The sequence below is a fragment of the Streptomyces barringtoniae genome, from assembly GCF_020819595.1.
In the GTDB taxonomy this organism is placed as follows: domain Bacteria; phylum Actinomycetota; class Actinomycetes; order Streptomycetales; family Streptomycetaceae; genus Streptomyces; species Streptomyces barringtoniae.
Genome location: NZ_JAJHNP010000014.1, coordinates 35,779 through 55,532 on the forward strand (window position 1 = coordinate 35,779; position 19,754 = coordinate 55,532).

15 protein-coding genes and 5 pseudogenes are annotated in these 19,754 nt (G+C 70.6%); 13 read left to right on the top strand and 7 right to left on the bottom strand.

The genetic code is table 11. The features are described 5' to 3' along the window. Window positions 1-24 precede the first annotated feature (24 nt). The 3 genes from LMU33_RS24665 to LMU33_RS24675 are packed head-to-tail and all read left to right on the top strand — an operon-like array spanning window position 25 to window position 3,186. Complete coding sequence (locus LMU33_RS24665; protein ID WP_228622799.1) at window positions 25-1,239, top strand: arginine deiminase; 1,215 nt, start codon at window positions 25-27, stop codon at window positions 1,237-1,239. A gap of 18 nt (window positions 1,240-1,257) precedes the next feature. Next, complete coding sequence (gene argF, locus LMU33_RS24670) at window positions 1,258-2,259, top strand: ornithine carbamoyltransferase (RefSeq protein WP_228622800.1); 1,002 nt, start codon at window positions 1,258-1,260, stop codon at window positions 2,257-2,259. Between the two features lie 3 nt (window positions 2,260-2,262). Continuing rightward, on the top strand, window positions 2,263-3,186 hold the full coding sequence (locus LMU33_RS24675; protein WP_228622801.1) for a carbamate kinase: 924 nt from the start codon (window positions 2,263-2,265) through the stop codon (window positions 3,184-3,186). On the opposite strand, the pseudogene LMU33_RS24680 reads toward LMU33_RS24675, so the two are convergent. Further along, window positions 3,173-4,949: pseudogene (locus LMU33_RS24680) on the bottom strand (SulP family inorganic anion transporter). The gene LMU33_RS24675 and the pseudogene LMU33_RS24680 sit on opposite strands and share 14 nt — an antisense overlap. A gap of 232 nt (window positions 4,950-5,181) precedes the next feature. Between LMU33_RS24680 and LMU33_RS24685 the strand changes: the two are divergent. From LMU33_RS24685 to LMU33_RS24700, 4 genes are all read left to right on the top strand, one after another. Continuing rightward, window positions 5,182-5,808 (top strand): hypothetical protein, encoded by a 627-nt coding sequence (locus LMU33_RS24685; RefSeq protein WP_228622802.1) that lies wholly within the window; start codon window positions 5,182-5,184, stop codon window positions 5,806-5,808. Window positions 5,809-5,966: 158 nt separating this feature from the next. Next, window positions 5,967-6,911: a universal stress protein gene (locus LMU33_RS24690; RefSeq protein WP_228622803.1), complete on the top strand. Its 945-nt coding sequence runs from the start codon at window positions 5,967-5,969 to the stop codon at window positions 6,909-6,911. A 39-nt stretch (window positions 6,912-6,950) separates the two neighbouring features. Then, the gene (locus LMU33_RS24695; RefSeq protein WP_228622804.1) at window positions 6,951-7,973 is read left to right on the top strand and encodes a zinc-dependent alcohol dehydrogenase; all 1,023 of its coding nucleotides are present in this window, start codon (window positions 6,951-6,953) and stop codon (window positions 7,971-7,973) included. A gap of 5 nt (window positions 7,974-7,978) precedes the next feature. After that, window positions 7,979-8,851 carry a universal stress protein gene (locus LMU33_RS24700; protein WP_228622805.1) on the top strand — a complete coding sequence of 291 codons (873 nt, stop codon included), beginning with the start codon at window positions 7,979-7,981 and terminating at the stop codon, window positions 8,849-8,851. Between the two features lie 17 nt (window positions 8,852-8,868). Here LMU33_RS24700 and LMU33_RS24705 read toward each other — a convergent pair. Then, window positions 8,869-9,470 (bottom strand): annotated as a pseudogene (locus tag LMU33_RS24705) (polyphosphate kinase 2 family protein). A gap of 78 nt (window positions 9,471-9,548) precedes the next feature. Here LMU33_RS24705 and LMU33_RS24710 point away from each other — a divergent pair. Next, window positions 9,549-10,176 (top strand): annotated as a pseudogene (locus LMU33_RS24710) (type I glyceraldehyde-3-phosphate dehydrogenase); the annotation flags it as partial. An 11-nt stretch (window positions 10,177-10,187) separates the two neighbouring features. Here the strand turns inward: LMU33_RS24710 and LMU33_RS24715 are convergent. Beyond that, complete coding sequence (locus LMU33_RS24715; protein WP_228622806.1) at window positions 10,188-11,816, bottom strand: ISAzo13 family transposase; 1,629 nt, start codon at window positions 11,814-11,816, stop codon at window positions 10,188-10,190. A 50-nt stretch (window positions 11,817-11,866) separates the two neighbouring features. Here LMU33_RS24715 and LMU33_RS24720 point away from each other — a divergent pair. After that, a pseudogene (locus tag LMU33_RS24720) lies at window positions 11,867-12,262 on the top strand (type I glyceraldehyde-3-phosphate dehydrogenase); the annotation flags it as partial. A gap of 136 nt (window positions 12,263-12,398) precedes the next feature. Here LMU33_RS24720 and LMU33_RS24725 read toward each other — a convergent pair. The 3 genes and pseudogenes from LMU33_RS24725 to LMU33_RS24735 form a co-directional block, all read right to left on the bottom strand. Beyond that, window positions 12,399-12,674, bottom strand: a complete 276-nt coding sequence (locus tag LMU33_RS24725; RefSeq protein ID WP_228622807.1) for a DUF5808 domain-containing protein — start codon at window positions 12,672-12,674, stop codon at window positions 12,399-12,401. A 141-nt stretch (window positions 12,675-12,815) separates the two neighbouring features. Then, entirely contained in the window at window positions 12,816-13,244 is a 429-nt protein-coding gene (locus LMU33_RS24730; protein ID WP_228622808.1) for a hypothetical protein, read from the bottom strand. Window positions 13,245-13,384: 140 nt separating this feature from the next. Next, window positions 13,385-13,865: pseudogene (locus LMU33_RS24735) on the bottom strand (transposase); the annotation flags it as partial. Between the two features lie 284 nt (window positions 13,866-14,149). Here LMU33_RS24735 and LMU33_RS24740 point away from each other — a divergent pair. The 3 genes from LMU33_RS24740 to LMU33_RS24750 are packed head-to-tail and all read left to right on the top strand — an operon-like array spanning window position 14,150 to window position 18,102. Continuing rightward, the gene (locus LMU33_RS24740) at window positions 14,150-16,843 is read left to right on the top strand and encodes a bifunctional acetate--CoA ligase family protein/GNAT family N-acetyltransferase (RefSeq protein ID WP_228622809.1); all 2,694 of its coding nucleotides are present in this window, start codon (window positions 14,150-14,152) and stop codon (window positions 16,841-16,843) included. A 13-nt stretch (window positions 16,844-16,856) separates the two neighbouring features. Further along, window positions 16,857-17,588 carry a CBS domain-containing protein gene (locus tag LMU33_RS24745; RefSeq protein ID WP_228622810.1) on the top strand — a complete coding sequence of 244 codons (732 nt, stop codon included), beginning with the start codon at window positions 16,857-16,859 and terminating at the stop codon, window positions 17,586-17,588. Window positions 17,589-17,604: 16 nt separating this feature from the next. Continuing rightward, window positions 17,605-18,102, top strand: coding sequence for a flavodoxin domain-containing protein (locus LMU33_RS24750; protein WP_228622811.1), 498 nt, complete (start codon window positions 17,605-17,607; stop codon window positions 18,100-18,102). Between the two features lie 26 nt (window positions 18,103-18,128). On the opposite strand, the gene LMU33_RS24755 is transcribed toward LMU33_RS24750, so the two are convergent. Next, entirely contained in the window at window positions 18,129-18,590 is a 462-nt protein-coding gene (locus LMU33_RS24755) for a universal stress protein (protein WP_228622812.1), read from the bottom strand. Between the two features lie 256 nt (window positions 18,591-18,846). On the opposite strand from LMU33_RS24755, the gene LMU33_RS24760 reads away from it, so the two are divergent. Beyond that, on the top strand, window positions 18,847-19,746 hold the full coding sequence (locus LMU33_RS24760) for a universal stress protein (protein WP_228622813.1): 900 nt from the start codon (window positions 18,847-18,849) through the stop codon (window positions 19,744-19,746). The last annotated feature ends 8 nt before the right edge of the window (window positions 19,747-19,754 follow it).

Below are 19,754 nucleotides of genomic sequence, written 5' to 3' on the forward strand. Positions count from 1 at the left end.
CCCAAGCACAGAGGAACCTCCGCGATGAACACCTTCCACGTCGACTCCGAGACCGGCCGCCTGCGCCAGGTGATCCTGCACCGCCCCGGCCTCGAACTCTCCCGCCTCACCCCGCGCAACGTCGACGCCCTGCTCTTCGACGACATCCTGTGGGCCAAGCGCGCCCGCGAGGAACACGACGCCTTCGCCCAGGTTCTGCGCGACCACGGCGCCCGCGTCCACTACTTCGCCGACCTGCTCGCCCAGACCCTGGATGTCCCCGAGGCGCGTGACTGGCTGCTGGACCGGGTCGTCACTCCCGGGACCGTGGGCCCGGCCCTCATCGACCCGGTACGCGAGCTGTGCGCCGAACTCGACGGCGATACCCTCGCCGGTTACCTCATCGGCGGCCTCCTCAAGAGCGACCTGCCGCTCGCCACCCCGCACAGCCTGGTGTGGAACGCCCTCGGCACCGACGACTTCGCCCTCGCCCCGCTGCCCAACCACCTCTTCCCGCGCGACAACTCCTGCTGGATGTACGACCAGGTGTCGGTCAACCCGATGGCCAAGCCCGCCCGGCGGCGCGAGAGTCTGCACGCGCACGCCATCTACCGGTTCCACCCGATGTTCGCCGGCGTCGCGCCCGCACCCCTGCTCGACGGACCCGTCGGCACCCTCGAAGGCGGGGACGTCCACGTCCTCGGCAACGGCACCGTCATGGTCGGGATGGGGGAGCGCACCACGGCCCAGGCCGTGGAGAACCTGGCCACCCGGCTCTTCACGGCCGGTACGGCGAGCAGGCTGATCGCCGTCCAACTGCCCGCAGCCCGTGCGTACATGCACCTGGACACCGTGCTGACCATCGTCGACCGCGACGCGTTCGTCATCTACCCCGGCCTCGCCGACTCCCTGCGCTCGTGGACGTTGCGCCCCAGCTCCGAGCGTGAGACCGGGTTCGACGTCACCGCGAACTCCGATCTCGCGACCGCGCTCGCCGAAGCACTCGCCTTGGACAAAGTCCGCATACTGTCCGCCCCCCAGGACATCCGCAACGCCGAGCGCGAGCAGTGGGACGACGGCAGCAACTTCCTCGCCGTCGCACCCGGCGTGGTCGTCGGCTACGAGCGCAACGTCACCACCAACACCTACCTGCGCAAGCAGGGCATCGAGATCGTCACGATCGCCGGTGCCGAACTCGGCCGCGGCCGGGGCGGACCCCGCTGCATGAGCTGCCCCATCGAGCGCGACCCGGTCGCCTGACCCCGTAAGGACACCATCATGACCGTCGACCTGCGAGGCCGCTCCTACCTGAGCGAACTCGACTTCACCGCCCCCGACATCCACCACCTCCTCGATCTCGCCCAGGACCTCAAGGCGGCCAAGCGCGCCGGCACCGAACAGCCACAGCTGGCCGGCAAGCACATCGCCCTGATCTTCGAGAAGACCTCCACCCGCACCCGCTGCGCCTTCGAGGTCGCCGCCGCCGACGAGGGCGCCCGCACCACCTACCTCGGCCCCGGCGACACCCACGTCGGACACAAGGAGTCCATCGCCGACACCGCCCACGTCCTCGGCCGCATGTTCGACGCCATCGAGTACCGGGGCTCCGCCCAGTCAATCGTCACCGAACTCGCCGCCCACGCCGGCGTCCCCGTCTACAACGGCCTGACCGACACCGCCCACCCCACCCAGAGCCTGTGCGACACGCTCACCATGCGCGAGCACAGCACCAAGCCGCTCACGGACGTCAGCTACTGCTACCTGGGCGACGCCCGCAACAACATGGGAAACTCGCTGCTGTCGATGGGCGCGCTGCTCGGCATGGACGTGCGCATCGCCGCGCCCCAGGCGCTGTGGCCGGACGCCGCGCTGGTCGCCACATGCCGTGAAGCGGCCGGCCGAAGCGGGGCGCGTATCACGCTGACCGAGGACGTGGAGACCGCCGTGCAGGGTGCCGACTTCCTGCACACGGACGTCTGGGTCTCCATGGGCGAACCGGCCGACACCTGGCGCGAGCGGATCGAGCTGCTGCTTCCGTACCAGGTCAACGACAAGACGCTCGCCCTCACCGGCAACCCGGACGTGAAGTTCATGCACTGCCTGCCGTCCCTCCACGACCACCGCACCCGACTCGGCCAGGAGCTGTTCGAGGCCTACGGCCGGGACGGGCTCGAAGTCACCGACGGGGTCTTCTCCTCGGCCGCCTCGATCGTCTTCGACCAGGCGGAGAACCGGCTGCACACCATCAAGGCCGTGCTCGTCGCCACCTTGGAGGACTGAACCATGCGCATCGTCGTCGCCCTCGGCGGCAACGCCCTGCTACACCGCGGCGAACGCCCCGACGCCGCCGTCCAGCAGGCCAACATCGACCGGGTCGCCACCGCACTGGCCGCCCTCGCCCACGAGCACGAGCTGGTCATCACCCACGGCAACGGCCCGCAGATCGGCCTCCTCGCCATGGAGAGCGAGGCCGACCCCGCGCTCAGCGCCCCCTACCCGTTGGACCTGCTCGGTGCCCAGACCGAGGGCATGATCGGCTCCCTGCTCACCCGTGCGATGCACGATGCTCTGCCCGGGCACCGGATCGCCGCCCTCGTGACGCACACCCTCGTGCGGGCCGACGATCCCGCCTTCGAACGGCCCACGAAGTTCGTCGGGCAGGTGTACTCCGCGCCGGTGGCCAAGGCACTGTCGCGCAAGCGGGGCTGGCACATCGCCCGGGACACCACCGGCTGGCGGCGCGTCGTCGCCTCACCTGCACCCGAACGCATCCTGGAGACCGACACCATCCACGAACTGCTGAACAGCGGCACCCTGGTGATCTGCGCCGGCGGGGGAGGGGTACCCGTCACCGCCGACCGCGACACCGGCGCACTGACCGGGGTGGAGGCCGTCGTCGACAAGGACCTCACCGCGGCCCTGCTCGCCGAGGATCTCAAGGCCGACTTCCTGCTCATCCTCACCGACGTCCCCTGTGTCTACGAGGGCTACGGCACCCCTGACCAGCACCCGTTGCGCGACGCCACCCCCCGCGACCTGCGGCACGGTGGTTTCCCGGCCGGCTCCATGGGTCCCAAGACCGAGGCGGCTGCCCGCTTCGTCGAGCACACCGGCGGCCTGGCCGCGATCGGCGCACTGGACGCAGCCCACGAGATCGTCCACGGCAGGTCGGGCACGCTGATCCGGCCGGACCTCACGGTCGGGTGACAGAGAGGGTGGCCGGTCCCGCTCCTTGCCGCGCGTCCAGGACCGGTTCCTCTCGCTCGCCGTTCCACTCGCGGTAGGCGGCCACCGCGGTGGGCAGCGTGGGGAAGATGAGGGCCGTGCCCACGGAGTCCGCCAGGCCGTAAGCCCTCAGGCCGTCCATCAGGTCCTGCTTGACCCGGGCGAGGGCGAACACGACGCCCCGGCGGCCGAGTTCGCGGCGCAGCTCTTCCACCGCGTCGAGCGCCGTGATGTCGACCTCGACGTTCGCCTCGGTGTTGAGCACGAACCAGCGGACGGGAACGGTCTGTTCGTCGACGGCGGCCAGGGCCCGGCGCCGGGAGTCCTCCGCGTTGGCGAAGAACAGCGGAGAGTCGTAGCGGTTGACCAGCAGGCCCGGGATCGTGCGGGCCTGCGGATGGTCATCGATGTCGTGCATGCCGGCCAACCCGGGCACCAGCCCCTCGACCGCGTCGTGCGGCCGCGCCACCCGCGTCAGCAGTTCGGCCACCGCCAGGCCGACCGCCACGATCACCCCGTACAGGATGTAGAGAGCGAGCACGCCGGCCAGACAGCCGAGTGCGAGCAGGAGTTCACGGCGGCGGAAGGAGGCCAGGCGGCGGAAGCCGGCCAGGTCGATCATGCGGGCGGCTGCGTACACGACGAGCGCTCCCAGCACCGCCGAAGGCGTCCGGCTCAGCAGGGGGCTCAAGAACAGCAGGACGGCGAGGACCACCGCTCCGGCCGCCGGCGAATAGCCCTGGCTGCGGGCGCCCGTCGAGGCGGCGAGCGCGGTACGGCTGGCGCTGCTGCTGACCGGATAGCCGTGCAGGGCGCCCGCACCGAGGTTGGCTGCACCGAGCGCCAGGAGCTCCTGGTTGGGGTCGAGGCACGGCTCGTCGTCGGTGCGCCCGGTGAAGGCGCGCGCGGTGAGGATGAAGTCGGTGTAGGCGACGATCAGGACGCCCAGTGCGGGCAGTACGAGGTGCGGCAGCTCGCCCGGGTCCGGCAGCGCGACCGAGGGCAGCCCCGACGGCACCCCGCCGATCACCTTGATGCCGTGCCGGTGGTCGAGGTCGAAGACGGTGACGGCGACCGTGCCGAGTACGACCGCGAGCAGCGGTCCCGGCAGCGCCGGTACGTACCGCTTCGCCGTGAACAGGAACACCAGCGCGACGGCTGAGAAGACGACCGTGGCCGCATCGACGTCCGGAAGGACGACGGGCGAAGGACCAAAGTTGGGGGGGAAGCTGCGCCCCGGTTGTCCGCACGCCGGTGAGCCGGGGCAGTTGGTTCACGATCATGATCAAGCCCACCCCGGCCAGATATCCGACCGGAACAGGGCGGGAGAGCAGGTCCGCGAGGAAGCCCAGCCGCACCGCCCGCGCGACCAGGCACAGCAGGCCGACCGTGACGGCGAGGGCTGCGGCCAGCGATGCGTAGCGCCCGGCGCTCCCGCCGGCGAGCGGGCCGACCACGGTGGCCGTCATCAGGGCGGTCGTCGACTCGGGACCCACCGACAACAGCCGGGAGGAACCGAACAACGCGTACAGGGCCAGGGCGGGCAGGATCGCCCACAGCCCGGCGACCGGTGGCAGCCCGGCCACGCCCGCGTACGCCATCACCTGCGGGACGAGGTACGCCGCCACCGACACGCCGGCCAGCAGGTCGTCTCTCAGCCACGAGCGCCGGTAGCCGAGCAGGGCGTCGAGGCCGGGTACCAGCCGACGCCACCACGAAGACCGTCTGCCCGCGACCTCGGCCATATGCCGCCCCTCTCTGCCTGTGCTCAGCATCCATGGCCGCGCGATCAACCGCGACACTCGCCCGGTGTCCAACCTGACCGGTCCGCCACCGCCAGCCCAACGGGCCTCGCATGCAGGGACGTTCAGCCCAACGGCCGGAGACCTTCGGCATCCGGCGTGGCGTCAGGCATCGGACGAGAGTGAGACACGTCAAGGAGAAGACGATTCATACATTCCCGAAGGGATCACCATCATGGCCGTGCACGAGCACCCTCACCGGAGCCCGGGCTTCCACCTGTCGGCCGCGTTCCGCTGGCACAGGACCGGCTCCAAGTCCGCTGTGTCGGCACGTCTCGGCACGCACACCGCGCAGGCCCACGCCCTCGCCTCACTGCGCATCCTGACCGGGTTCGTCTTCCTCTGGGCGTTCCTGGACAAGACCTTCGGCCTGGGCTACGCGACCGCGTCCGGCAAGGGCTGGATCGACGGCGGGTCGCCGACGAAGGGCTTCCTCAACTCCGTCGCAGCCGGGCCGATGGAGTCGACGTTCCACTCCTGGGCCGGCGACACCTCGGCGGACTGGCTGTTCATGCTGGGCCTGCTCGGCATCGGCCTGGCCGTCATGACCGGTGTGGCGCTGCGGCCGGCCGCGGGGGCGGGCACGGCGATGATGGCGCTGATGTGGATGGCCGAGTGGCCGCCGGCCAGGCACCTGGCGAACGGCTCGCCGAGCATGTCGACGAATCCGTTCGCCGACTACCACGTGATCTACGCTGTCGCGCTGATCGCCGTGGCGGCAGCGGGCGCGGGCGCCACCTGGGGCCTGGGCCGGCTGTGGGCTCGGCTGCCGATCGTTCGCGACCACACCTGGCTGCGCTGACCCGCACGCGGCGGGACGGGCCTCGCCCCGGGCTGGTCCCCCGATCCGTGCGCTGGGCCCATGGTCCCCGCCGAAGGACCAGCGGCCTCTGCCCCGCCAATCCCCGAACACGACGCTGGAATCGGGCCTCTCGGGCCCCGATTCAGGAGGTGGAGAACATGCCCCGCACCATCATGGTGGGTCTCGACGGCTCGCCCGAGAGCCGCGCCGCCGCGGAATGGGCGGCCCGCGAGGCGCAGCTGCGCGGACTGCCGGTGAAGCTCGTCCACGCCTGGGAGCCGATCCCCGGGCACCTGGCCGAAGCGACGCATCGCGGTGCCGAGACTCTCCAGCACTGGACCGAGCGAAGCGAGATGGGGGTACCCCCGGCCGAAGGCTGGGGGAGGATTCCCCGCGAGGCCGCCGAGGGACTGCGGCTGCGCCACCCTGGCGTCGAGGTGACCACGGAGCAGCTCACCGGACTCCCCTCCGAGGCCCTGGGCCGGGCGGCGCAGGACGCCGAACTGCTCGTCCTCGGCTCACGCCGCCTGGGCGGCATCGGCGGCTTCCTGGTCGGCTCGGTCGGTCTCGCGGTCGTGGCGCGCACCGAGCGGCCCGTCGTCCTGGTCCACGCCGGCGAGCAGGCCGCGGACGAGCACGAGATGGACCCCGCGGGCATCCCGTCCGCGGGCACAGGGTTCCGTCCCGTCGTCCTCGGGCTCGACGTCGCCGGCCCCGACGAGGCGCTGATCGGGTTCGCCTTCGAGGCCGCGGCGCGACGCTCGGTGCCGCTGCGGGTCGTGCACGCCTGGAACCCGCCGCCCTACTACGCCTACGGCATGGCCCTGGAGCCCGCGGTCGAGCGGGAGATGGCGAAGAGCGACGCCGTAGTCCTGAGCGAGGTGCTGCGCCCCTGGCGGCAGAAGTACCCCGTCGTCGAAGTCGTCGAGCAGTCGCACTACGGCAGCCCCTCGCTCCTCCTGATCGACGCCTCCCACGAGGCCTCCCTGGTCGTCGTCGGCCGCCGCATCCGCCGCTCCTCCGTCGGCGCCCACATCGGCACCGTCGCCCACGCCGTCCTGCACCACTCCACCGCCCCCGTCGCCGTCGTCGCCCACGACTGAGAGACCACCGACGCACCCCTCCGGAGGAGAGAACAGATCATGAAGGCAGCGGTCGTACGAGCCTTCGGCGAGCCCCTGGTCATCGAGGAGCGCCCCGACCCCGAACCCGGCCCCGGCCAGGTCCGCATCCGCGTCGAGGCCTCCGGGCTGTGCCACACCGACATCCACGCCGCCCACGGCGACTGGCCCATCAAGCCCACCCCACCCTTCGTCCCCGGTCACGAAGGTGTCGGCGTCGTTGAGAAGCTCGGCGAGGGCGTCACCCACCTGTCCGCCGGGCAGCGCGTCGCGGTGCCGTGGCTCGGCAAGGCGTGCGGGCGGTGCGAGAACTGCCTGTCCGGCTGGGAGACGCTGTGCGAGCAGCAGATCAACACCGGATACGGCTGCGACGGCGGCTACGCCGAGAAGATGCTGGCCTGGGCCGACTTCGCCCAGCCTGTGCCCGACGGCGTCACCCCGTTCGATGCGGCCCCACTGACCTGCGCCGGCGTCACCACGTACAAGGCCCTCAAGGTCGCCGGCGTCCGCCCCGCCCAACTCGTCGCGATCTCCGGCGTCGGCGGCCTCGGCCACCTCGCCCTGCAGTACGCCAGAATCGCCGGAGCCACCGTCGCAGCCATCGACGTCACCGACGACAAGCTTCAGCTCGCCACGGAGCTGGGCGCCGACCTCGTCATCGACGCCCGCAAGCAGGACGTCGGCAAGGAGCTGAAGAAGCACGGCGGCGCCCACGCGGCGATCGCCCTCGCGGTGAACCCTGCCGCGTTCGAGGCGGTCAACTCCGGTCTGCGGCGAGGCGGAAAGCTCGTCATGGTGGCCCTGCCCGCGCACGGCACGATCCAGGTCCCGCTCTTCGACACCGTCCTCAACGGCACCTCGGTGATCGGCTCGATCGTGGGCACGCGCCAGGACCTCGCCGAGGTCTTCCAGCTCCACGCCGCCGACCGGACCGAGGTCATCTACGAGACGCGCCCGCTCGCCTCCGTGAACGAGTCCATCGATGCCGTGCTGCGCGGTGACATCAAGGCCCGGATCGTCTTCGACCTGGACGCGGGAAGGTGAGCACGATGGAACTGCCCCTGGTCGTCGGCGTCGACGGTTCGGAGCCGAGCCTGCGCGCCGTGGACTGGGCGGCCGACGAAGCCGCGCTGCGCGGGCTGCCGCTGCGGCTGGTGTACGCCTCGCTGTGGGAACGGTACGAAGGCACCGCGCTGGCGCAGGATCTCGGCAAGCCTTCCGAACAGGTGATGGCCGAGGACATCGTCGAGACCGCCGCACGCCGTGTCCGCACCCGCCGACCCGACGTGAAGGTCACCACCGACGTGCTGCCCGAGGAACCCGAGTACGCGCTGGTACGGGAAAGCCGCACCGCCGCTGCCATGGTTCTGGGCTCTCGGGGCCGGAGCAGCCTGGCCGAGGCGCTCCTCGGCGCCGTCAGCGTGACGGTGGCCGGCCACGCGCACTGCCCCGTGATCGTGCTGCGCGGCAGCCACGACAACCGGGCCGTACCCGGCAGGCACGGCCGCATCGTCGTGGGCGTCGGCGAGGAGCCGGCGGACGCGGCTGCGATGCGCTTCGCCGTCGGGGAGGCACGGCGCCGAGGTGTGCCGCTGGAGGCCGTGCGGGCCTGGCGCTGCCCCGCGCACGAGACGACCGACCACCCCCTGCTGGCGGGTGAACCGGCCCGACTGCACGAGGAGCGGGCCGCGGAGGTGCTGGAAGTGGCGCTGCGGGACGTCCCGGCTGATGTGGAGGTGCATCGGCGTACCGTCGAGGGGCACGCCCGCCAGGTGCTTCTCGGTGCCTCGGCCGACGCCGACCTGCTCGTGGTCGGGGCCCGGCGCCGCGAGGGCCACTATGGCCTCCAACTCGGCCGTGTCGCCCACGCGGTGCTGCACCACGCCGTCTGCCCCGTCGCCGTCGTCCCCCAGCGGGCGTGAGCGAGGTGACCGGCTGCTCAGAGGCGCGCCGCGTGATCGGGCACGTACGTCTGCAGATCACGCGGCGGGCGCTCGTAGCCGGTCGACGGCGGCCAGTGCGGAAGCTCCATCACCGGCGGCGACACCTCGTGACACGGAACCGAGCTCAGCAGGTGGGCCATCATGTTCAGCCGCGCCCGGCGCCTCTCGTCGCTCTCCACGACGTACCAGGGCGCCTCGCTGATGTCCGTGTGGATCAGCATCTCGTCCTTGGCCCGCGAGCAGGCCTCCCAACGGGTGATCGACTCCAGGTCCGTCGGCGACAGCTTCCAACGGCGCAGCGAACCCTCCAGACGACGCCGGAACCGCTCCTGCTGCTCGGTGTCGCTCACCGGGAACCAGTACTTGCGCAGCAGGATCCCCGTCCTCCACGAGCATCCGCCACCCGCGGGTTCAAGTTCTCAGGGACCCGCTCGATCGTGCCGCCCTCGCGCGCCGCGTCCCGCCCCTCGAAGATCACGACCAGCCGGACGCCCTCCGCCCGCACCTACTCCTGCAGCTTCACCAACTCCGTCTGCAGACGCAGCAGTTCCTTCTCATACACCTCGCGCGGCAGCTTCGCCGCCTTCTTACCGGCCATACCGCCTCCACCACCGACGACTCACTGAGTCACTTCTGACCACGGTAGGCCCCCCCGACTGTAAAGGAGCTCCTCACCATGACCGTACGCGTCGGCATCAACGGCTTCGGCCGCATCGGCCGCACCTATCTCCGCGCGGCCCTCGACCGCGCGGAGGCGGGCACCCAGGACGTCCACGTCGTCGCCATCAACGACATCGCCCCGCCCGCCACCCTCGCCCACCTCCTGGAATACGACTCGACGTTCGGGCACATCGGACGCGAGGTCGTGCACGACGACAGCTCGATCACCGTGGACGGCCGGCGTATCGCCGTCACCGCCGAGCGCGACCCGGCCGCCCTGCACTGGTCCGACTACGGAGCCGACATCGTCATCGAGTCCACCGGCCGCTTCCGCGACCGCGACGCCGCGGCCCTGCACCTGAAGGCAGGCGCCCACACAGTGCTCCTGTCGGCGCCCGGCAAGGGCGTGGACGCCACCCTCGTGGTGGGCGTCAACGACGACACCTACGACCGGCACCGTGACCGGATCATCTCGGCCGCCTCCTGCACCACCAACTGCCTCGCGCCGATGGCCAAGGTGCTCGACGAGGACTTCGGCATCGACCGTGGCCTGCTGACCACCGTCCACGGCTACACCAACGACCAGTCCCTGCTCGACGGCCCCCACAAGGACCTGCGCCGCGCCCGCTCGGCGGCACTGAGGGCTTGCAGATCATTAACGCGTTGTCTTGATCATGCTGTTGGGGTCGCCACTCAGGGCTTGAACCCGAGCCTGGAGGGCTGTGAGGGCGGAGGGCGGGGTAGCTGCCGGCGGGATGACGATGCTGTGGGCCTTGAGTAGTGTCCTGATCTTCAGCAGGGTGCGGTGCATGGCGGTGCGACTGCTGTCGAACAGCACGGCGAGGGGTTCCGCGGCCAGGGCGACCCGCAGGTGAAGGACGGCCGCCAGGACCTGGTCGGGGAAGGCGAGTCGGGGCGGGCGTCCGCGCTTGACGTTGCCGTCGACGGCCAAAGTGTCGGTGAGGTCGCTCAGTTGCTGCCGGGTCATGCCGGTCATGGAGGGATCGGACAGTAGAGCATGGTCCCAGTCCGGGGCCGGCTTCTGCGGAGTCCGTGGTGCTGGGACGGCAGGGCACGGATGAGGGTGCACGGCGTAGTTCCAGTCGCCGTGGAAGGGGTGTCGGGCCAGTGGCAGGGCCGCCATCTCCGCGTCGCCGATCTGGACTCCGGTTGGGTAGGTGTTGGTGTCCAGCTCGGCCATGACGCGCAGTCCGGTGCGGGTGGTGGTCGCGGTGATGGACTGGACGATGACTTCGTGGCTGGTCAGCGGGCGGCCGCGCCAGTTCATGGTGATGTGCGAGAAGAGCCGATGCTCGATCTTGTTCCACTTCGATGTGCCCGGCGGCAGGTGGCAGACGGTGATCGTCAGTCCTGTTTCGGCGGCGAGCCGGGCGAGTTCGAGCTTCCAGGCCCGGGTGCGGTAGCCGTTCGAGCCGCCCGCGTCCGCGGTGATGAGCAGTCGTGTCGCCTGCGGGTAGGCGGCTCGGCCCTGGCCGGACCACCAGCGGCGGATCGATTCCACTGCGAACGCGGCGGTGTCGTGGTCGGTGCCCACGTTGACCCAGCCGGTGTCTGCCGCGAGATCGTAGATCCCGTACGGGACGGCCTTGCCCAGCTGGGGGTCGGCGAAGTCATGGACCTTCACCGGCACCGGATCAGCCGCAGGCCGCCACTGGCGTCCGTTGTTCTTGAACTCGCCGACGAGCTCCTTTTTCTTGGTGTCCACGCTGATCACCGGCTGGCCGGCGTCCCGGTGATCGCGAGCCTGCTCGTTGAGATAGCGGAACTGGGCATCCCGGTCGGGATGTTGGCTTCCCTCGATGGTCTTGGCGTTGGCCTGCAGGCTGAAGCCTTCCTCCCGCAGCAGGTCGGCGACGGTGTCCGCACTGACTTTGCGCCCGGCCCGGGCCAGCTCCCGCGCAAGGTTACGGGTCGACTTGACCGTCCACCGCAGTGGCGACATCGGATCACCGCGCTCGTCCGGCTCGACCAGCGCCAGCAGTGCCGGCCGCAGACCCGGATCGAGATCTGCGACCCTCTTGCGACCCCCACCTGGCCGCCGCACCCGTCCCAGAGGCTCCTCACCGGCCTCCAGCTCGAACACGCCCTTGCGGACCGTGGTCTCACTCACCGAGGCCGCCCACGCGACGGCCCGAACACCACCGTGTCCCAGGACACGGGCCTCTGCGGCCATCAGCAGCCGTCGCTGCCGCTCATCCAGATGCGGGAACAACACCTCGAACTTCACAGCGAGTTGGGTACGGATCTCGTCCGGAATGCGCATACCACAACAACGAGCCTTCGGACGGGAAGCAACACCTTGATGATCTGCAAGCCCTGAGCATCATCCCGACCAGCACGGGCGCCGCCCGCGCCGTCGGCCTCGTACTGCCGGAGCTGGCCGGCGCGCTGGACGGGATCGCCGTCCGGGTGCCCGTGGAAGACGGTTCGCTCACCGACCTCACGGTGGTGCTGAACCGAGAGGCCACGGCCGACGAGATCAACGCCGCCTTCGCCGCGGCCGCCGACGGCCCGATGAACGGCATCCTGCGCCTCTCGACGGCGCCCATCGTCTCCCGAGACGTCATCGGCGACCCAGCCTCTTGCATCTTCGACGCCGCCCTCACCCAGGCCAACGGCAACCTCGCCAAGGTCTTCGGCTGGTACGACAACGAATGGGGCTACACCAACCGGCTGCTGGACCTCACTGCGCTGGTCGCCGACGACTGATGGACACGGAAGCGACCAATGCCCCTGTGCCTCAAGCGTGGGGCACAGGGACGCTGGCCCGCTGCACGCGCACTGAGATGGGAACTTGGCACCGCTGAGCAACGGCCAGCAGCTGTAGGCAGTCGCTGGAACCCGGTCAACGAGAACGGCGTAGCACACGGGTCACACGGGCCAGGTTCAGCCCGTATCCGACGCCGAAGGCGTGCGGCGTGAAAAAGGCATCGCTGTCGGGATCCCAGAATTCGCGGGCGATCCTCTCCGGTGTGGGCCGCCGGAAGTCGTACGGGAGGCCGAAGACGCGCCCTGTCCAGGTGCGCGCCTTTGAGGGTTTGCGGAGTTCCTTCGCCAGGGCTGCAGCGACGACCGCGCCGGCGGCAACGAGCACCACGTTCTTTCGCAGTTGCCTGTTCATGGTCAGACGCTACGCGGCGTCCAGCCACGAGGCCAAGGCCACGGCGCAGCGCAACCGGGCACCCGCGTAGCAGGTGCTCCTGGTCGCCCGTGCCGGCAGCAGACTTAGAACCCCTCACAGAATGGACGATGTGAGAGGCGCTTAGGGCCTTCGCCTTCGGTTGACGAGAAGCAGTGCGCAGCAGACGACGGAGCAGGCCAGCCCTGCGTACAGCAGGGGCGCAGTCCAGAACCACACCGCTTCGGTGCTGTGGCCGCTGGTCCAGTGGCAGGTGATGGACGGAGGGAAGCTGTCCACGCTCACCGATGTCAGCCCGTAGTCCCGCCCGGCGTCCATGTACACGCCGTCACCGGTCTTGTCTCCACACACGTCGAGCGGATTCGTGAAGGCGATCCCGTAGACGGTTCCGGCCCCGTAGGCAGCGATCGCTGCCGCGCTGCCGATCACCGCCCAGCGGGCCGCCCGCGAGGGCTTCCTCCTGGCCACCCACAACGCGTACGGAAATGTCCCAGCGGCGAAGAGGAGAAGTGTGATCGCGGGCGGACCGAAGAATGCGAACAGAGACACCATGCGCCCTGACGTTACTTCGAGCAGGGGAACTGCTGCCGGTTCGCCCGGTACTCAGCCCGTCGGAAGGTTCTCGTGGAGGCGCGCTGCACGAGGTTTTGTCGCCGAACCGGAATCTCCCACCGGAGTCCTTTCAGGCGCCGCCAGCAGAGCAGTCCACATCCGAGAGTGAGGAAGGCCTCGTGGATGTCGTCGGCAGACCTCCCAGCGGATCCGCAGGCGGCGGAACCAGTGCAGACGGGCGAACGCGCGCTCCACCACCCAGCGTTGGGTCACGCCAAGGTCCCACACCAGGCGGCGGCCGCGCTTGCCGCGAATGGGCGGCACGGCTTGGAGGAGCGGCAGCACGGCGAGCAGGGCCTCGTGCAGCCGGGGCCACACCCCGGACTCTTTCCACTCCGCCAGTCGGCGCCAGCAGGTCATGCCCGAACCGAAGCCGAGTTCCTGCGGCAGGTGGTCCCGGGCAATTCCGGTGTGCAGCACGAACAGGATGCCCTGGAACACCAGCCGGTCGGGATGCCGCCTGCGTCCTGGGTGCCGCATCCGGCGCTCGATCTTGGGCAACAGCGGCTCGATCACCGCCCACAGCTCGGCATCGACTTCCCGTGGTTTCGCCCGTGCCACCCCGCACCCCCAGATCACCAGTCCTGGAGTGGTCCAACCACTGCGAAGATCATTTCGTTAGAAGTTCTTACAGGACGCCGCCACTGGACAAGACGTGTGCCTCGGCGCCGATGCGGGCCGCCTCGATCTTGTTGCCCCACCGCCGTCACCTCTCACAGACGCGCGGCCGTGAAACGTGAGAACTCGGGGCCAACCGGCCCAACGCCCGGCCCCGGACAGCCCCTGGGACTGCCCTGCCGTCCGTTGGATGCTCGAACCATCGAGAAGCTTGGAGGAGATCCCTGATGCCGGACGCCTTGCTCAACCGACCCCCGGTTCACGCCCTGCTCACTGACGGCACCACCGTGTGCATCCGTCCTGTGACCCCGGCTGACCACGACCAGGTGCAGGGGCTCTACGAGGAGATGTCCCCGGAGAACCTCCGTCTCCGGTTCTTCTCGATGAGCCCCCGGTCCGCCGCAACGGCCGCCGACCGGGCCTGCGCCCCGGCGCACCCCGGCTACCGGGCCCTGCTGGCCGAGACGCACGGTCAGGTGATCGGGCTCGCCGAGTACGACACGGCGGGTGAGAAGGACGAGGCCGAGATATCCATCGCCGTCTGCGACGGGCTGCACCACCGCGGGGTGGGCACCCTGCTCGTCGAGCACCTGGTCTCCGCGGCCCGGGCCGAGGGCATCACGACCTTCACCGCCGACGCGCTCAGCGAGAACCGCGAGATACTCCGGCTCTTCGCCGACCTCGGCCTGCGGACGGCCCGCCACTTCGAGGGCCCCGAGGTCCACTGCACCATCCGGCTCGACGCGGACGACGCCTATCTGTCGGCCGTGGAGGCCCGGGGCCGGGCCGCCGACGTGGCCAGCCTCGAGCCGCTGCTGTGCCCGAACGTGGTCGCAGTCGTTGGTGCCGGACGCAAACCCGGCTCGGTCGGCCGGGCGATCCTGCACCACCTGAAGGCGGGCGGTTACACCCACCGCCTGTTCGCTGTGAACCCGAGCGTGAACCACATCCTCGGCGTGCCGTCGTACCCGTCCGTGAGCGCGCTGCCGAAGACCCCCGACCTGGTCGTCGTGGCCGTCCCGGCCGCAGTGGTCCCGGTCGCGGCCGAGGAGTGTGGCAAGGCCGGCGTCCGGGCGCTGCTCGTCGTCACCTCCGGCCTCGACGCCGGCCAGGCGCAGGCGCTGCTGGACACCTGCCGTACCCACGGCATGCGCCTGGTGGGACCCAACTGCCTCGGCATCTCCAACACCGACCCCGACCTGCGCCTGGACGCCACCTTCGCCGCCGATCACCCCCGCCCCGGTACCGCGGGCGTCGCCGTACAGTCCGGCGGGGTCGGCATCGCCTTGCTCGACGGACTGTCCCGGCTCGGCATCGGCGTCTCGTCCTTCGCCTCCCTCGGCGACAAATACGACGTCAGCGGCAACGACATGCTCCAGTGGTGGGAGAGCGACGGCCGCACCGAACTGGCGCTGCTGCACCTGGAGTCCTTCGGTAGCCCCCGCGCGTTCTCCCGCACAGCCCGTCGCGTCACCCGCCGCATGCCGGTGCTGACCGTCGACGCAGGACGTACCGAGGCGGGCCGCCGGGCCGCTGCCTCCCACACCGCGGCCGCCGCCACCCGCACCATGACCCGGCAGGCCCTGTTCACCCAGGCCGGCATCACCGCCACCCGCTCCGTCGGCGAACTCCTCGAAACCGCCGCCCTGATGCACTCCCAGCCGCTCCCCGCGGGCACCCGCGTCGCGATCGTCACCAACGCGGGCGGTGCAGGCGTCCTCGCCGCCGACGCCTGCACAGAGTCGGGATTGACCCTGCCGCCGCTGACCGCTGACGTCGTCGACGACCTGCTCGCCGTGCTCCCGCAGGGTGCGGCGGTCGGCAACCCCGTCGACGCCACCGCGGCCGTCACGGAGGACCAGCTCGCGGAGTGCCTGGACCGGCTGACGCACCACCCGGGCATCGACGTCGTACTGGTGGCCCTCGTGCCCACGGCGGTCGCCGCCGCGACCGGTGACGACCTCGTCCGGGCTCTCACCGACGTCCCCGCGCACCGGGCCAAGCCGGTTGCCGCAGTACGCCTCGAACAGGACTTGCCGGTCAGGCTGCTGCCCGCCGCCGACGGCGGCACGATCCCTTCGTACGCCGAACCCCAAGCGGCGGCACGGGCACTGGCTCACGCCGCCCGCCGCGCGGCCTGGCTCGCCCGGCCCGTGGGTACGGTCCCGGAGCCCGACGGCATCGACACCACCCGCGCCCAGGAGATCACCGGCACCTTCCTGGCCGCGCATCCGGACGGTGGCTGGCTCGACCCTCGGACCTGCGCCGACTTGCTGGCCTGCTATGGCATCCCACAGCTGCCGTGGGCGTGGGCGGAGACCGAGGACGATGCCGTTCTCGCGGCCCAGCGGCTGCGCGGCCCGGACGGCCGGGTGGTCATGAAGGCCCACTGGCCGGGACTGGTCCACAAGAGTGAGCAGCGTGCCGTGCATCTCGACCTCCAGGGCGATGCCCAAGTCAGGGCCGCCTTCCGGGACTTCGAGACCCGGTTCGCGGGGCTGCTCACCGGTGTGGTCGTGCAGCCGCTTGCCGCGCGCGGCACCGAGCTGTTCGCGGGCGTCGTCCAGGACGAGGTCTTCGGCCCGCTCGTACTGTTCGGGCTCGGCGGCACCGCGACCGAGGTCCTCGGCGACCACGCCGCACGACTTGCCCCGCTCACCGACCACGACGTGCACGACCTGATCACCGCGCCGCGCTGCGCCCCGCTGCTCTTCGGAGCCCGAGGCGGCGGGCCGGTCGATCTCGAAGGCCTGGAGCAGCTGCTGTCGCGCCTGTCCCGCATGGCGGCCGACCTGCCGCAACTCGCCGAGGTCGACTTCAACCCCGTGCTCGCGACCACGGCCGACGTCTCCGTGCTCGACGCGCGGGTGCGGCTGGTGCCGCGCCGGCCCCAGGACCCCTATCTGCGCCGACTCCGCTGAGGAGGAACCGGAGATGAAGCACAACAAGGTCGGTTCCGTGATGGCCACGGACGTCGTCCGTGCCTCGTACGGCACCCCCTTCAAGGAAGTGGCACGGCTGCTGGCTCACCACAGGATCAGCGGACTGCCGGTCGTGGACGAGGACGAGAAGGTCATCGGCGTCATCTCCGAGACCGACTTGATGGCCCGCCAGGCCGAAATGCCCGACCCGTACGCGCCGAAGCGCCGCTTCCGGGCCGTGGCGTTGACACACAGCGGAAGGCGGAGGGCCGCGAAGGCGGCGGCCCGCACCGCCGGCCAGCTGATGACCGAACCGCCCGTCACCGTGCGCGCCGAGGACACCATCGTCGAGGCCGCGCGGACCATGGCTCAGCGGCGGGTGGAGCGGCTGCCGGTCGTGGACGAGGAGGACTGGCTCGTCGGCATCGTCACCCGTCGGGACCTGCTCCAGGTCTTCCTGCGGCCGGACACGGAAATCCGCGACGAGGTGGTCGAGGAAGTCCTCGTCCGCTCGCTGTTGCTGCCGCCGCAGAGCGTCGACGTCTCCGTGGTGGAGGGTGTGGTCTCGCTCGCCGGCCACATGGAGCGCAAGAGTGAGACAGAGATCGCCATCTCCATGACCAAGCAGATCGACGGCGTGGTCGCGGTGGTCGACGACCTCACCTACCGCTTGGACGACAGCCACGCCCAGCCCGCCGAACAGGCCCTGCACGGCGTGGCCGATGACTGGCTGCGCAAACTGTGAGGGGAGGCGGACCGCCATGACCGGCAAGGTCCTGGTCGCGTACGGGACGACGAACGGATCGACCGCGCAGATCGCCGAGGCCGTCGCCCAAGTCCTGTGCAAGGAGGGGCTGACGGCCGAGGCGCGGCCTGCGCCATCCATGGCAGGCATCGAGATGTACGACGCTGTGGTGGTCGGGGGCGCACTGTACGCCGGCCGCCGGCACAAGGACGCGCGCGGCTTCGTCCGCCGCCACCGCCGCGCCCTGGGCGAACGCCCGCTGTGGTTCTTCAGCAGCGGCCCGCTGGACGCTTCAGCCTCGGAGCGGAACATCCCGCCCGTGTCCGGCGTCAGGCGCGCCATGGAGCGGCTCGGCGTCAGGGAGCACGTCACCTTCGGCGGCTGCCTGGAGGAGGGCGCGCGGGGCAGAGCCGCACGGATGATCCTCCGCAACGGCAAGGGTGGTGACTTCCGCGACTACCCCGCGATCGAAGCCTGGGCGCAGCGGGTAGCAAAGGAACTGACGGCAGCTTAGGTCATCACTTCCCAGCCTTGGCCCGCCTACGCTTCCGGCACGATGGCCACGGGACACCGGGCTTCGCGCAGCAAGGCTTGCACGAAGCCCGCGTCCCCGCCGGAGCCCCGTCCCACGACCAGGAGAGCGGCGCCCTCGGCATGGTGGAGCAACGCATGGGCAGGGTCGAGCCGTACGACGTCCTCAAGCACCGGAACCCGCAGGTACTTCACCCGCCAAGGCCGCAGCGCGTCGGCCAGCAGTTGCACTTCGTGGTCTTCCCAAGTGGCACGGTCCTCCTCGGGAATGCCGAAGGGCAACCCGGCGGCGCAGGAGGGAAGTTCCCAGGCATGTACGGCGTGCAGCCGTACACCCCGGACCCGGGCGGCGTCGAAGGCGAAGTCGATGGGCCGCTCAGCCGGGTGACAGGCGTCAATCCCGAGGGTGACCTGTGTGACCCGGCGTGCCGGAGCTGCGACGGGGACGATGGCGTCCGGTAGGAGTACCACGGGGCACGCGGAGGCGGCCGTAAGGGCGAGTACGGCCGGGCTCGTTGCCAGGCCGGTGGTGTCGTGACTCGGCTCACGACGATCGCCTCCCTGGGCCACGGGTGACCCACTCGCACGCCTCCTACCGTGCCGACCACCCCAGGACCGGCGCAGGGGCCGAATGGACCTGCGAGAGCCCTTGCGGCCCATACCCGACCGGGTCACCTCAGGAAGACGCTGGCAGTACCGAGCAGAACAAGCGCAGGAGGTGCGCACCATGCTGTCGCCCGTCATCGCCGGAGTAGACGGATCGACCGAGAGCCTCGCCGCCGCCGAGTGGGCCGCCCGCGAGGCCGTGCGTCGTGACCGACCGCTGCGACTGGTGCACGCCTGGAACTGGCATCCCCGCCAGACGGAAGGGGAGCCGGCGAACGCCGCGCAGCGGCATCTGGCGCGCCGCGTCCTGCGGCAGGCGGAGGAGCGCATCCGCAGCGCCGTACCCGGCGTACATCTCACCGACGAGAAGGTCGAGGGCCCGGCGACCGCGGCCCTGCTGAAGGCCGCCGAACAGGCCGAACTGCTGGTCCTGGGCTCGCGCGGCCTGAGCGGCTTCACCGGACTTCTCGTCGGCTCCGTCGCCCAAGGGGTTGTCGCGAAGGCCACCCGTCCCGTGATCCTCGTACGGACAGGGGAGGAGGCGGAGGACGAGCACTTCCCGGCGGACGACGGTAGCCCGTCCACCCGGACCGGATACCGCGATGTAGTGCTCGGCATCGACCTCGCTGATGCCTGCGACGAGGTGATCGAGTTCGCGTTCGAGGAAGCCCAGTTGCGGCAGGCCCGACTGCGTGTCGTGTACGCCTGGCAGCCGCCTTCCGCGATCAGCCTCGGCCCCGGAGACATCGCTCTGGTCAACGATCCCGAGCGGGCCGAGGAGTGGCAGGGATTCCTGTCCGCCGTCCTGAAGGTGTGGCGGGACAAGTACCCCGGGACCGAGGTCCTGGAGACCGTTGTGGAGGGCAAGGCCTCCACCGCGCTGGTCCGGGCCGCCTCCGCAGCGAGCCTCCTCGTCGTCGGCCGCCTGGCCGAGCGGCCGACGGTTCCGCGCACAGGCCCCGTCACCCATGCCGCCGTCCACCACGTCGGCTGCCCGCTGGCCGTCGTGCCCCACGAGTGAGAGACCGG

Bases quoted from the DNA above. Each gene is read 5' to 3' on its own strand.
- LMU33_RS24665 (WP_228622799.1), top strand. From the start codon at position 25: ATGAACACCTTCCACGTCGACTCCGAGACCGGCCGCCTGCGCCAGGTG.
- argF (WP_228622800.1), top strand. From the start codon at position 1,258: ATGACCGTCGACCTGCGAGGCCGCTCCTACCTGAGCGAACTCGACTTC.
- LMU33_RS24675 (WP_228622801.1), top strand. From the start codon at position 2,263: ATGCGCATCGTCGTCGCCCTCGGCGGCAACGCCCTGCTACACCGCGGC.
- LMU33_RS24685 (WP_228622802.1), top strand. From the start codon at position 5,182: ATGGCCGTGCACGAGCACCCTCACCGGAGCCCGGGCTTCCACCTGTCG.
- LMU33_RS24690 (WP_228622803.1), top strand. From the start codon at position 5,967: ATGCCCCGCACCATCATGGTGGGTCTCGACGGCTCGCCCGAGAGCCGC.
- LMU33_RS24695 (WP_228622804.1), top strand. From the start codon at position 6,951: ATGAAGGCAGCGGTCGTACGAGCCTTCGGCGAGCCCCTGGTCATCGAG.
- LMU33_RS24700 (WP_228622805.1), top strand. From the start codon at position 7,979: ATGGAACTGCCCCTGGTCGTCGGCGTCGACGGTTCGGAGCCGAGCCTG.
- LMU33_RS24715 (WP_228622806.1), bottom strand. From the start codon at position 11,816: ATGCGCATTCCGGACGAGATCCGTACCCAACTCGCTGTGAAGTTCGAG.
- LMU33_RS24725 (WP_228622807.1), bottom strand. From the start codon at position 12,674: ATGAACAGGCAACTGCGAAAGAACGTGGTGCTCGTTGCCGCCGGCGCG.
- LMU33_RS24730 (WP_228622808.1), bottom strand. From the start codon at position 13,244: ATGGTGTCTCTGTTCGCATTCTTCGGTCCGCCCGCGATCACACTTCTC.
- LMU33_RS24740 (WP_228622809.1), top strand. From the start codon at position 14,150: ATGCCGGACGCCTTGCTCAACCGACCCCCGGTTCACGCCCTGCTCACT.
- LMU33_RS24745 (WP_228622810.1), top strand. From the start codon at position 16,857: ATGAAGCACAACAAGGTCGGTTCCGTGATGGCCACGGACGTCGTCCGT.
- LMU33_RS24750 (WP_228622811.1), top strand. From the start codon at position 17,605: ATGACCGGCAAGGTCCTGGTCGCGTACGGGACGACGAACGGATCGACC.
- LMU33_RS24760 (WP_228622813.1), top strand. From the start codon at position 18,847: ATGCTGTCGCCCGTCATCGCCGGAGTAGACGGATCGACCGAGAGCCTC.